We start from the raw sequence: 12,370 nt of genomic DNA, 5'->3' as shown, positions 1-12,370 counted from the left end.
AGCGCGGGTCAGCTTCACTCACCCGCCCCGTTTACCGGAAGCAACCGCGCAGCAAAGTGTGAACAAACTCCGGCACGACTTCGCTTGCGAGACCGTAGTGCCGCTCGGCAAACTCGTTGCCGACCTGGCTCGGTTCAAGATTGAGTTCAACCGTGTGCGCGCCCTGCAGTTTAGCCTCATGCACGAATCCCGCCGCCGGGTAGACGTGGCCGGAGGTACCGATAGCGATAAAGTAATCGGCCTGCTCCAGCGCCTGATAAATCTCCTCCATGCCCAGCGGCATCTCGCCAAACCACACCACATGCGGCCGCAGCGCCGAAGGGAACTGGCAGCAGGTGCAGCGATCGTCCGGAGTAATATCCCCGGTCCACGCGATCACCTGACCGCTGGAGACGCAGCGCACTTTTAACAGCTCGCCGTGCATGTGCAGCACACGGCTGTTGCCGGCCCGTTCATGCAGGTTGTCGATGTTCTGCGTCACCAGCAGGAAATTATCGCCCAGCGCCTGCTCCAGCTCCGCCAGAGCCAGATGCGCCGCGTTGGGCTGGATCTCTGCCTGCTGAAGCTGCTGGCGGCGCGCGTTGTAAAAACGCTGTACCAGGGCTGGATCGCGCTGAAAGCCCTCCGGTGTCGCCACATCTTCAACGTGATGCTCCTCCCACAGGCCGTCAGCAGCGCGGAAGGTCCGGATGCCGGACTCCGCAGAGATGCCCGCGCCGGTCAGCACCACCACATGCGGCAGAGGATGGGCCGCCAGTTCAGCCTGGCGGTCGCGCTCAAAAATGCGCTGACGAAAGCGCTGATGTACCTTTCTCCGGGTTTTCTTCAGGCGGGCAAGTCGCAGACGGCGACGTGGTGTACGCATAAAATCTCCTGGCGTAGCGGCTGCGGCGAGCCGCTATAAACAGTTTCCGGGTCAATTTCACCCGATAGTAACGGTTGCTGCGGGCCTGACCCAACAGCAAAGGTCTTAAAACAGAGGCGGCGCGAAATCACTCGCGCCGCCTTTTATCACTGACCGCTTAATACCCGAGCCGGGTCTATGCGGCTGGCGCGCCTCGCGGGATACCAGCTCGCTAACAGACTCAGCAGAATCGCGGTGATCAGTACTGAGAACACATCAATCCAGTGCAGTTCCGACGGCAGGAAATCGATAAAGTAGATATCGCCTGCCAGCAGATGATGGCCGGTCACCGACTCCAGCCCGCGCACCAGCGAGGTCAGGTTCAGCGCCACCAGCACGCCCACGATCACACCGCTCACGCTGCCCAGCAGCCCCGCCAGCAGACCGTACCAGATGAAAATGGCGCGGATCAGCCGGTCTTTCGCACCGAGCGTGCGCAGCACCGCAATGTCACTGCTCTTATCCTTCACCGCCATGACCAGCGTAGAGACAATGTTAAAGCAGGCCACGCCGATCACCAGCACCATCGCCAGATACATGATGGCGCGGATCATCTGAATATCCCGGTACATGTAGCCGTAAGTGCCAATCCAGCTCTTAATATAGACGTAAGAGCGGGTCGCTTCCCCGGCTTCCCGCACCAGCTTCACCGCCTGGAATGGATCGGTCATTTTCAGCGCGATGCCGGAAACGCTGTCACCCATCTCCAGATAGTGCTGCGCGTCCGCCAGCGGCACCAGCGCCAGGCTGTGATCGAGCATACCGCTGAGTTGCAGGATGCCGCTGACCTGCAACCGGATGCGTTTGGGCTGCAGCAGTTTGTTATCGCCATCATTGTTGGGGATCATGATGGTAATCCAGTCGCCCTGCTTCACATTCAGCGACTTTGCAATACCGCCGCCGAGGATGATCTGCTGCTTACCCGCGGCAAAGGAAGACCAGGCGTTATCGGCCACGAACTGCGGCAGCGCGCTGAGGCGCGGCTCCTGAGCCGGATCGACGCCCTTCACCTGCAGCGCCTCCAGCCGGGCACCGCTCTCAATCAGGCCGGTGAAATTCACATAGGGCGCGGCCGCCGCGATACCGGGTACCTTCTCTATCGGTGCGATCAGAGACTGCCACTGGCGGAACGGCTGATTGACCGCCTCGATCTCACCGTGTGGCACGACAGCCAGAATACGGTTGTTCAGCTCGCGCTCAAATCCGTTCATGGCGCTCAGGCCGATGATCAGCACCGCCACGCCCAGCGCAATACCCACAGTAGAGATGACTGAAATCAGTGACACCATGCCGCCGCGACGGCGTCCGCGGCTAAAGCGCAGGCCCAGCAACAGGGATAACGATGAACCCATTACACCGCTCCTGCCAGAGTGAGCTGGTCGCTTAACTGGCCGTCGCGCATCTCCATCTGACGCGTCATCCGTTTTGCCAGCATCAGATCATGGGTCACCACCAGAAACGCGGTGCCCTGACGGACGTTCAGTTCGCCCAGCAGTTCAAAGATGGCATCGGCGTTGCGCGCATCCAGGTTACCGGTGGGCTCATCCGCCATCACCAGTCGCGGACGGTTTACCAGCGCGCGGGCAATCGCGACACGCTGGCGCTCCCCGCCCGACAGCTCAGACGGACGGTGGGCAGCGCGATGCTCCAGCCCGACCGCAGCCAGCATCTCACGAGCCCTATCCTGCGCTTCCGCTTTCGCAATTTTGCCAATCAGCAGCGGCATCGCCACGTTTTCCAGCGCGCTGAAGTCCGGCAGCAGGTGGTGGAACTGGTAGATAAAGCCCAGCTCGCGGTTGCGAAGTTCCGCTTTAGCCGAGGAGGACATGGCATTCAGGGACTGACCATCAAACACCACATCGCCCGAGGTCGGCGCATCCAGCCCGCCGAGCAGATGCAGCAGCGTACTTTTACCGGAACCGGAGCTGCCGACGATCGCTGTCAGTTCGCCGGGCTGAAGGCTGAAAGCCACATTGCGCAGCACATCGGTCTGCACGCTGCCTTCCTGATAGCGTTTGCACAGGTCGCGGCACTGCAACAAAGGAGAGTTACTCATAACGTAAAGCCTCAGCAGGTTGAACGGCGGCAGCGCGCCACGAAGGATAAAGCGTAGACAACAGCGCAACGATCATCGCGCTGAGGGCGATAGTGATCACCTGCCACAGATTAATATCGACCGGCAGCGCGGCACCATCAAGGAACAGGCCAATTACCGGCATTAAGTTGTTGAGCTGGCTGGCCAGCAGCACGCCAAGCAGGGTGCCGAGCAGCGTGCCGATAATCCCGGCACTGGCGCCCTGCACCATAAAGACGGCGACAATCTGCCGGCGCGTCAGACCCTGCGTCTGCAGAATCGCTACTTCGCCCTGCTTTTCCATGATCAGCAAGCCCAGCGAGGTGATAATGTTAAACGCCGCTACCGCGATAATCAGGCTCAGCAGCAGGCCCATCATATTCTTCTCCATGCGCACTGCCTGGAAGAGATCGCCTTTGCGCTCACGCCAGTCTTTCCAGGCCAGCCCGGCGGGCAGGGTCTGCTGACTCAGGCTGTCAACCGACAGCGGCTTGTCCAGCCAGAGACGCCAGCCGGTGATGTTGCCGGCCGGATAGCGCATCACGCGTGACGCATCCTGAAGATTGACCAGGATCTGATAACCATCGACTTCACTGTTGGCTGCGTAGGTGCCCGCCACGGTAAACAGACGCTGGCTCGGCACACGCCCCATCGGCGTAAACTGGCTGACCGACGGCACCATCAGACGCAGCTGGTCGCCCCGTTTCACGCCCAGCTGCGACGCGAGCTGTTCGCCGAGGATCACGTTGTACTGTCCGGGCTGCAACACGTTCTGTTGGGTGTTTACCAGGAATGGCGTCAGCGGATCGTTTTCATCAGGATTAATCCCCAGCATGACGCCCACGGCGACGCTGTGCGGACTTTGCAGCACCACGCTGGCGGTCGTCAGTGGTGCCGTGCGGCTGACGCCCTGCAGGTTCAGCGAGGCTGCGGGTTGCTGCTGCGGATTAAGACTGCCTTTATCGCTGGTGATCAGCGCCTGAGGCATCAGGCCAAGAATGTTGCCTTCGAGTTCACGCTCAAAACCGTTCATCACCGAGAGTACAGTCACCATCGCCAGCACGCCGAGCGTAATGCCAATCGTGGAGAGCCAGGAGACAAAGCGACCGAAGCGATCCGATGCTCGTCCGCGCATGTAACGCAGACCGATAAATAGCGCGACAGGTTGATACATGGAATTCAGTAAGCCGTTGCCTGTAAATAGGTAGTGGGATGATAAAGGAGCGGCTGGCTTTATGAAACCTCTAACCCTCTGAGTCGGCAGCAAAGTTGCATCAGAATGCGTCACCTCCAGCGCCAAAGCAGCGGAATAGCCGATAAAGCCATCGCTTATTGGCGGATTATCCCGCGCCCCGGCGGGTAGACTACACTCAGTAACAGAGTAAAGGGTAAACCATCACCGGGATGGAGAGGGGTGCGATTATGTCGAAATTTTCCAAAGGCAGCATCGTAAAACATCAGTCCGGCGAGATCAGAGGCGAGATTATCAACGTCTTTGAACTGCGGGATGCCCCCGTCGGCTACTACGTAAAGTGGGACGACGGCAATCTCAGCTATCACCCCGAGCAGGAGTTATCCTGGGCCAGTATCGACTGGCCACGTATGCATTACACACAGCAATCCATAAAATAATCTGCCCGTTTAACCCCGTCGCTGCATGGCGACGGTGGTTTTTTCTGTTTCCTTTCCAGTCTGCGTCTATCCTCTTCTTATCCGCTTCGTTACCGCCGACACCCGGTAAGAGCTGAACGCCCGGCTTCAGTGCGGTACGGCAGGAAAATTGTGCCGCAAAGGTGATCCCCCTGACATAATATGGAATGATTACGTCCTGGAAAAATGGAGCAACCCCGAGATCCCATGTCCGAACAGACTCGTTATACCCTGCCCGTTAAATCCGGCGATCTCCGCCAGCTTGGCCAGCTTACAGGCGCGGCACATGCAGTAGAGTGTGCCAGCATTACCGAACGCCACACCGGTCCGGTCCTGATGATTACCCCCGATACCCAGACTGCGCTGCGACTGCTGGATGAGATCCGCCAGTTTACCGATCTGCCGGTCGCCTATCTCGCCGACTGGGAAACGCTGCCCTATGACAGTTTTTCTCCGCATCAGGATATTATTTCTGCCCGTCTGTCGACCCTCTACCAGCTGCCCGTGATGCAGAACGGTATGCTGATTATGCCGGTCAATACGCTGATGCAGCGCGTCTGCCCGCACAGTTTCCTGCATGGCCATGCGCTGGTCATGAAGCAGGGACAGAAACTGTCACGCGACCGGCTGCGCGACCAGCTGGAGCAGGCGGGCTATCGCCATGTGGATCAGGTGATGGAGCACGGGGAATATGCTACCCGCGGCGCCCTGCTCGACCTCTTCCCGATGGGCAGCGATCAGCCCTACCGTATCGACTTCTTTGATGATGAAATTGACAGTCTGCGACTGTTTGACGTCGACTCGCAGCGCACGCTGGAAGCGGTCGCCGAAATCAACCTGCTGCCTGCGCATGAGTTTCCCAGCGACAAAGCGGCCATTGAGCTATTCCGCAGCCGCTGGCGTGAAATATTTGATGTGCGCCGCGAGTCGGAGCATGTCTATCAGCAGGTCAGCAAAGGCACGCTGCCCGCAGGCATCGAATACTGGCAGCCACTCTTTTTTGAACAGCCATTACCCAGCCTGTTCAGCTACCTGCCTGACAATACCCTGATTGTAAACTGCGGCGACCTGGAAGGCAGCGCCAGCCGCTTCTGGCAGGATGCCGAAGCGCGCTATGAAAACCGGCGCGTCGACCCGATGCGTCCGCTGCTGGAGCCGGTAACCCTGTGGCTGCGCCCGGATGCGTTAATGGGCGAACTGAAAGCCTGGCCACGCATTCAGATGACCAGCGAGGCGCTGCCGGCAAAGGCGGCGAATACCAACCTCGGCTACACCCCGCTGCCGGATCTCGCCATTCAGGCGCAGGCCAAAGCGCCGCTCGACCATCTGCGTCAGTTTATTGAAACCTTCAGCGGTGCCGTCGTTTTCTCGGTGGAGAGCGAAGGTCGTCGTGAGAGCCTGCAGGAGCTGCTGGCGCGGATTAAGCTGCGTCCTCAGCCGGTACATCGCTTCGATGAAAACGGCGACGATCGCTTCACACTGATGATCGGCGCCAGTGAACGCGGTTTTATTGACACTCAGGGCAACCGGGCGCTGATTTGTGAGAGCGATCTGCTGGGTGAGCGTGTCAGCCGTCGCCGTCAGGATACCCGCCACACCATCAATCCGGACATTCTGATCCGCAACCTGGCGGAGCTGCACCCCGGTCAGCCGGTGGTGCACCTGGAGCACGGCGTAGGCCGATACATCGGCCTGACCACGCTGGAGGCAGGCGGCATCGAGGCGGAATACCTGATGCTCTCTTACGCCAATGACGCCAAGCTCTATGTGCCGGTTTCCTCGCTGCACCTGATCAGCCGCTATGCGGGCGGCGCAGACGATAACGCGCCCCTGCATAAGCTGGGTAGCGATGCCTGGTCACGCGCGCGGCAGAAAGCGGCGGAGAAAGTCCGCGATGTAGCGGCTGAGCTGCTGGATATCTACGCCCAGCGCGCTGCCAAAGCGGGCTTTGCCTTTAAGCACGACCGTGAGCAGTATCAGCTGTTCTGTGAGAGTTTCCCGTTTGAAACCACCCCGGATCAGGCGCAGGCGATCAATGCGGTACTGAGCGATATGTGTCAGCCGCTGGCGATGGACCGTCTGGTGTGCGGTGACGTCGGTTTTGGTAAAACCGAAGTAGCCATGCGCGCGGCGTTTCTGGCGATCGAGAACCATAAGCAGGTCGCGGTGCTGGTGCCGACCACCCTGCTGGCCCAGCAACATTACGATAACTTCCGCGATCGCTTCGCCAACTGGCCGGTTCGCATTGAGATGCTTTCCCGTTTCCGCACCGCAAAAGAGCAGTCGCAGGTGCTGGAACAGGCCAGCGAGGGCAAGATCGATATCCTGATCGGCACCCACAAGCTGCTGATGAGCGATCTGAAATGGCACGATCTCGGTCTGCTGATTGTTGATGAGGAGCACCGCTTCGGGGTGCGTCACAAAGAGCGGATCAAGGCGATGCGGGCCGATGTGGATATTCTGACGCTCACCGCCACGCCGATTCCGCGCACCCTGAATATGGCCATGAGCGGCATGCGCGATCTCTCCATTATCGCCACGCCGCCGGCCCGTCGTTTAGCGGTAAAAACCTTCGTCCGTGAATATGATGACCTGGTGATCCGCGAAGCGATCCTGCGTGAGGTGCTGCGTGGCGGTCAGGTTTACTACCTCTATAACGACGTTGAAAATATTGAGAAAGCGGCGCAGCGCCTGAGCGAGCTGGTGCCGGAAGCGCGGGTGGCGATCGGTCACGGCCAGATGCGTGAGCGCGAGCTGGAGCGGGTGATGAACGATTTCCATCATCAGCGTTTCAACGTGCTGGTCTGTACCACCATTATCGAAACCGGGATCGACATTCCGACCGCCAATACCATCATCATCGAGCGGGCCGACCACTTTGGTCTGGCCCAGCTGCACCAGCTGCGCGGGCGCGTCGGGCGTTCGCATCATCAGGCCTACGCCTGGCTGTTAACGCCGCATCCGAAAGCGATGACCGCCGATGCGCATAAACGTCTGGAAGCGATCGCCTCGCTGGAAGATCTGGGGGCCGGTTTTGCGCTGGCGACCCATGACCTTGAGATTCGCGGTGCGGGCGAGCTGCTGGGCGATGAACAAAGCGGTCAGATGGAGACGCTGGGCTTCACGCTCTACATGGAGCTGCTGGAGAACGCGGTTGAGGCACTGAAGGCGGGACGCGAGCCGTCGCTGGAAGATCTCACCAGCAATCAGACCGAGGTGGAGCTGCGGATGCCTGCGCTGCTGCCGGAGAGTTTTATCCCGGATGTCAGCACCCGCCTGTCACTCTATAAACGCATCGCCAGCGCGGAGAGTGAAGAGGAGCTGCAGGAACTGAAGGTTGAGATGATCGACCGCTTCGGCCTGCTGCCAGATGCGGCGCGTAACCTGCTGGATGTGGCGATTATCCGCCTGCAGGCACAAACCGTGGGGCTGCGTAAGATTGAAGCCAGCGACAAAGGTGGCTATTTCGATTTTGCACCGCAGAATAAGGTGGATCCGGCATGGCTTATCAGCCTGCTACAGAAGGAACCGCAGCAGTGGAAGCTGGATGGGCCGACGCGACTGCGTTTCACCCGTGAACTGTCGGAACGAAAGCTGCGGATGGAGTGGGTGCAGGGCTTTGTCTCACAGCTGGCTGAGCATCAGGTCTGACTCCCTGCCCGTCCGGTGCTGAGCGCCGGGCGGGTCGGACACCATGAAAAAAGGCGCATCCGGAAGATGCGCCTTTTTCATTACGTCGTGCTGTGTGGCCGCGAGTGCGGCAAAGCTTTGCCCAGTTACGCCTGGTCGCTATTAAGAATCAGCTGACCATTGCGGTCCAGAGGAATACGCGTGCCGGGATCGTTTTCCATGCGGATTTTGCCCTGCTGGTCGCCTATTTTATAGGTCACGTCATATCCCAGTTTTTTCTCTTGTTTGTCATAAACGGTTTTGCAGCGCTGTTCGGTCGTGGTGTAAGTATCCCGATCCTGCAGTCCGGCCTGGACCTGATTACCGGCATAACCACCCGCTACCGCCCCCGCTACCGTCGCCACATCCCTGCCGCGACCGCCGCCAAACTGGTGACCCAGCACACCACCTGCCACTGCACCTAACACCGAGCCAGCAAGACGGTTTTCATCCTGCACGGCCCGACGATGCGTCAGGGTGACATTACGGCACTCCTGGCGTGGCTGCCTGATGCTCTCTTTAATAGGCGTCGCAGAGAGTACCTGAGCGTATTGCGGGCCACGGTCAAACACGTTCATGCCTGCCACGGCGGCAACACCCAGTGCTGCTGCCACACCAATACCGATACCCGCTAACATTGATTTATTCACAGGACGTTCCTCCTGAAAAGTGTTACCGCGCATTCCTGCTGTTAAAGCATCCTCGTTGATGGAGGTATAACCGGCGTGCGCGACGCGCCGTGTTTGTTGAAGTGAAGTTTTGCAGATGGACTAAAATTGCAACATCAGATAAATGGAGGAAATCGGTCACTTTGCTATCAGGACCAGTTTTTAGGAGAGTTCTGAAGAGAAGAGAGTTTTCACTGTTATCGCTTTAAGCCGAAACTTTAACCAATTAAATCCATATCATAAACTTTTGCAAAGTGCTTTAAAGAAGCTGATTGCCTGTTCTGGCAACGGCATTTCCATCGCTACCTGTAACCCGGTTACTGGCTATGCCGTAAACATGAAGATTCATTCCTGAAGCAATCAGGCTTCAGGAATGAAGGAAGAGGAAACTAATCAAAAATACTCTCTGACGGGCATTCCTTCACATCGCCCCAGCCCACGACGGCGCCATCTTGAGTAAGATTTTTGATGGACACGCTATCGCCTGAATATTCAGAGCCTCTGACCACAATATCGTAGTCATGGTTAGCCTGAGGAATAAATGCAGCAGTGGCAGATTTTTGCGTGTTCTGAAAGTACCCCGTCTCAGTCCAGTAGTGGATGACCCGGATCATTTGCCCCGGCTTCAGGGTGAACTCATTGATGAAAGCACCATTATTATCAGATGAGGCTGGCATACCTATTCGTTTATTCCCTGTGACAGGGATACCCAGAATGGCAAAGCCAGAAGTAATACGGCGTTCCAGTACTTTTTTATAGCAACCTGAATCCTGCTTCTCAAAGAACTGAAGTGCCGTATTGCCTTCTGAACTGACGCGAATCCGGGCCGCATCCTCTCCTTTATAATCAATCAGAGAAGGTCTGAAACCTGCGGTGCAACCACTCAATAATAATGCTATCAATCCAGAGATGATGATTTTCGCCGCCATTGTTTATTTTCCTTAATTAAAATTCAATAAAAATTGAGTTATTTTAATGATGCCAGGACCAGGTCTCTGTTGCGTTGCACAGCGTTTACTTTGTGACATAAAAACATGTCCATATTAATTTACAAAGACTTTATTAATCCTGCTGGAGAAAATAAAATAAGGCACCCAAATCAGACAACTGATAAAGGCCCTGACCAGGGTATTGATAACAGGCTGTGTAAGGTTTACGTGGAAAACTAAGGCGGGGTAAAACGTACAAAAACTGGCAAAGACAAGACCATATAAATAGTACGTTATCATCACGCATCTGATTTTTGCTTTTTTCTTAAAGAAGAACCAGCAAGCCAGTACTGTTACGGGAAAATCAATAATTGAAAGCATTAAGAGCAAAATACTAAAACTATTAATCACACTATATTTCTGGTATGTATTAGCAATTAACGCAACAACATTAAAAGCATTATATAGCATCGTAAAAAAGCCCACAACCAGGCCTAAAGCAGGCAGATATAACAAACCATTAATTCTGCCTTCTTCTTTTTTTTCACAATTATCACAGTAACCTGAATCTTTGTTTCCTTCCGCTTCCTGACACTTAATACATAACATCCCTGCCCTCCTTCATACAGCAGTTATTTCCATATTTTCAACAAAAACTAAGCCGGTTTATTTCATAAGACTGGCATCTACGACAAGATGGAATAAGTTATTTTTTAAACCTGATTAAGAGTCGCGTAAAACGGCATCTATTAAATACTTCTTTGCATACCGTAAAAAACCCTGACCAGATGGTCAGGGTTGCGGATTCAGGACTAAATCAGAAACGGTAGCCGACACCAATATTGAAGCCGTTGATGGCGTAATGGGCATCATTATAGTTAACGCGCGTGCCTTCATAGCCAATATTAATTGCAAGTGTATCAGTGGGATTAACGGCTACGCCCGCACCATAGGCAAAGGAGGTTTTATTTTCGCCATAACTATCTGAATAATCGCCCAGATAATGCACGCTTTCATCCACTTTAGTATGGGCAACACCAACCAATCCATAGAGACTGACATAGTCATTGATACGATACGCTGGCCCCGCCATCAGTGAATAATATTTTACTTTAGCCTGTCCGTCATAGCCGTAAACGTCACCGTCGTACTCATCCCGCTCTGAAAAATCCTGATCGCCTTTCATGTAACTGAATGAGCCAATGACGCTGATGGGAGCATCCCATTCATAGCGATACTGAACATTGACACCACGGATGTTTTTGTAGTCTTCAACTTTGCTTTGCGCATAGCCAACCGAAACAGTGTGATTGTCAGCAAACGCATTGCTGCCTGCCAGCAGCGTCCCACACAGTAATGCCAGCGTCGTCATTTTGAATTTCATTGGGTTTCCTTTTCATAATTTAACATTATTTCCCTGCATTTCAGGCAGGACTTCGTTCCCTGAATCACCAGTACACAACAGACAGGTTGTCGCTTTTGTCTGTCCGCCTGTACCGGACAGGAATATTTACTTTTGCGCTCTGCTTCTATGGTTCAGAATGAGCCAGAGAGCATCAGTTCATTGCCGGAATTTTAAAAAAACCAGCCTGCGCAACTGTGAAATTGTATTCGTAAGAAAGATGACTCCGGTCATTTAAATCGGATATCAAATTTATTTCGCAGGTGAATTATTAGTATTTAGTCATCGGCTATTCCTGGTGGCGTTATTAGACCAAAAAGAATCAGAGCTATCAAGGCCGTTTCACCCTAAAATCAGGTGTCTGCATCGTTATTGCTGCCTCTCTATTCAGTAAAGAGATACCGTTACAGAATTTATTAACGAAGATTATTTACCTGACTCAGGGTTCCTGATGCATACAGATATTCGGCAATCAATTTATCTAAATCCAGCCTGCATGCAGAGCCAGCATTCAGCAGGTTAACGTCTGTTTTTTCCAGAAAAATGTCCCCCCTCAAGTCTGCCGTCAATACATACGCCTGTGCTCTGTTACTGAGATGCCTGATAAACGTAATTACTGGTGTTGTTCGATTCCAGTTTGTGATGGTCGTGTCGGTTTTTATCCGCGCTGGCCGTTGAGCGGATTACCGCGCCGTTGCGCTGGGTATGCTCACCTGCGGTTACGTCAAAAGCGCCCTTACCGGCAAAGATGCCGGTATGCCCGGCCACGCTCTGCCAGTTGCTGTGCATTTTGTCCTGGCTGATATTTACGCTCGCCGACCCGGTCATCGAGCCGAAGGTGAAGCTGCCGCCCGCGCTGGCGTTCTGCTGCTTACTGTCGTAGCGGTCGCTGTCCTGCTCTGAGGTCAGCGTCAGGTTGCGGCCGGTGTCGACCTTCACGCTCTCGCCGCGCACCTGTGCCCCGGTCAAAATCAAATAAAGCGAATAAAAATGATCTGAAAAGTAAAAGCGATTTCATGAACGGCCATCACCGCTAAGGCAGTTAAGGCAAAAAAAAGCCTCCTCAGCATTGAG

The 12,370-nt window shown here is 55.0% G+C and carries 10 protein-coding genes and 1 pseudogene; 2 read left to right on the top strand and 9 right to left on the bottom strand.

Annotated elements, in window-relative coordinates:
• Nucleotides 1-31: 31 nt before the first annotated feature.
• The 4 genes from cobB to lolC all read right to left on the bottom strand — a co-directional run bounded on the left by cobB (nucleotide 32) and on the right by lolC (nucleotide 4,152).
• On the bottom strand, nucleotides 32-865 hold the full coding sequence (cobB, locus tag ACLHDD_RS04720; RefSeq protein WP_427103143.1) for a Sir2 family NAD+-dependent deacetylase: 834 nt from the start codon (nucleotides 863-865) through the stop codon (nucleotides 32-34).
• A gap of 146 nt (nucleotides 866-1,011) precedes the next feature.
• Complete coding sequence (gene lolE / locus ACLHDD_RS04715; protein WP_427103142.1) at nucleotides 1,012-2,256, bottom strand: lipoprotein-releasing ABC transporter permease subunit LolE; 1,245 nt, start codon at nucleotides 2,254-2,256, stop codon at nucleotides 1,012-1,014.
• Entirely contained in the window at nucleotides 2,256-2,960 is a 705-nt protein-coding gene (gene lolD / locus ACLHDD_RS04710) for a lipoprotein-releasing ABC transporter ATP-binding protein LolD (protein ID WP_427103141.1), read from the bottom strand. Before lolD ends, lolE begins: the two co-directional genes overlap by 1 nt.
• Nucleotides 2,953-4,152 (bottom strand): lipoprotein-releasing ABC transporter permease subunit LolC, encoded by a 1,200-nt coding sequence (lolC, locus tag ACLHDD_RS04705; RefSeq protein ID WP_427103140.1) that lies wholly within the window; start codon nucleotides 4,150-4,152, stop codon nucleotides 2,953-2,955. The genes lolD and lolC overlap by 8 nt, the downstream gene beginning before the upstream one ends.
• A 248-nt stretch (nucleotides 4,153-4,400) precedes the next feature.
• On the opposite strand from lolC, the gene ACLHDD_RS04700 reads away from it, so the two are divergent.
• The gene (locus ACLHDD_RS04700) at nucleotides 4,401-4,610 is read left to right on the top strand and encodes a hypothetical protein (protein WP_427103139.1); all 210 of its coding nucleotides are present in this window, start codon (nucleotides 4,401-4,403) and stop codon (nucleotides 4,608-4,610) included.
• A 225-nt stretch (nucleotides 4,611-4,835) separates the two neighbouring features.
• Nucleotides 4,836-8,279: a transcription-repair coupling factor gene (mfd, locus tag ACLHDD_RS04695; protein ID WP_427103138.1), complete on the top strand. Its 3,444-nt coding sequence runs from the start codon at nucleotides 4,836-4,838 to the stop codon at nucleotides 8,277-8,279.
• 125 nt (nucleotides 8,280-8,404) lie between these two features.
• Here the strand turns inward: mfd and ACLHDD_RS04690 are convergent, their stop codons facing one another.
• The 5 genes and pseudogenes from ACLHDD_RS04690 to ACLHDD_RS04670 all read right to left on the bottom strand — a co-directional run.
• On the bottom strand, nucleotides 8,405-8,947 hold the full coding sequence (locus ACLHDD_RS04690; RefSeq protein ID WP_313652257.1) for a glycine zipper 2TM domain-containing protein: 543 nt from the start codon (nucleotides 8,945-8,947) through the stop codon (nucleotides 8,405-8,407).
• A gap of 407 nt (nucleotides 8,948-9,354) precedes the next feature.
• Nucleotides 9,355-9,894, bottom strand: a complete 540-nt coding sequence (locus ACLHDD_RS04685; RefSeq protein ID WP_427103137.1) for a hypothetical protein — start codon at nucleotides 9,892-9,894, stop codon at nucleotides 9,355-9,357.
• 114 nt (nucleotides 9,895-10,008) lie between these two features.
• The gene (locus ACLHDD_RS04680; protein WP_427103136.1) at nucleotides 10,009-10,503 is read right to left on the bottom strand and encodes a DUF2569 domain-containing protein; all 495 of its coding nucleotides are present in this window, start codon (nucleotides 10,501-10,503) and stop codon (nucleotides 10,009-10,011) included.
• A gap of 208 nt (nucleotides 10,504-10,711) precedes the next feature.
• The gene (locus ACLHDD_RS04675) at nucleotides 10,712-11,278 is read right to left on the bottom strand and encodes an Ail/Lom family outer membrane beta-barrel protein (protein ID WP_427103135.1); all 567 of its coding nucleotides are present in this window, start codon (nucleotides 11,276-11,278) and stop codon (nucleotides 10,712-10,714) included.
• A 630-nt stretch (nucleotides 11,279-11,908) separates the two neighbouring features.
• A pseudogene (locus ACLHDD_RS04670) lies at nucleotides 11,909-12,265 on the bottom strand (hemagglutinin repeat-containing protein); the annotation flags it as partial.
• Between the last annotated feature and the right edge of the window lie 105 nt (nucleotides 12,266-12,370).

It is taken from the genome of Pantoea sp. NSTU24, assembly GCF_050157905.1.
Lineage (GTDB): Bacteria > Pseudomonadota > Gammaproteobacteria > Enterobacterales > Enterobacteriaceae > Pantoea.
Note: the sequence above shows the minus strand (reverse complement) of the source record. Positions and strands in the feature narration are given on the sequence as shown.

What these genes read in the sequence shown, in the direction of transcription:
- ACLHDD_RS04685 (WP_427103137.1), bottom strand. Translation starts at nt 9,894, where the DNA reads ATGGCGGCGAAAATCATCATCTCTGGATTGATAGCATTATTATTGAGT.
- ACLHDD_RS04675 (WP_427103135.1), bottom strand. Translation starts at nt 11,278, where the DNA reads ATGAAATTCAAAATGACGACGCTGGCATTACTGTGTGGGACGCTGCTG.
- lolD (WP_427103141.1), bottom strand. Translation starts at nt 2,960, where the DNA reads ATGAGTAACTCTCCTTTGTTGCAGTGCCGCGACCTGTGCAAACGCTAT.
- lolE (WP_427103142.1), bottom strand. Translation starts at nt 2,256, where the DNA reads ATGGGTTCATCGTTATCCCTGTTGCTGGGCCTGCGCTTTAGCCGCGGA.
- lolC (WP_427103140.1), bottom strand. Translation starts at nt 4,152, where the DNA reads ATGTATCAACCTGTCGCGCTATTTATCGGTCTGCGTTACATGCGCGGA.
- cobB (WP_427103143.1), bottom strand. Translation starts at nt 865, where the DNA reads ATGCGTACACCACGTCGCCGTCTGCGACTTGCCCGCCTGAAGAAAACC.
- mfd (WP_427103138.1), top strand. Translation starts at nt 4,836, where the DNA reads ATGTCCGAACAGACTCGTTATACCCTGCCCGTTAAATCCGGCGATCTC.
- ACLHDD_RS04680 (WP_427103136.1), bottom strand. Translation starts at nt 10,503, where the DNA reads ATGTTATGTATTAAGTGTCAGGAAGCGGAAGGAAACAAAGATTCAGGT.
- ACLHDD_RS04700 (WP_427103139.1), top strand. Translation starts at nt 4,401, where the DNA reads ATGTCGAAATTTTCCAAAGGCAGCATCGTAAAACATCAGTCCGGCGAG.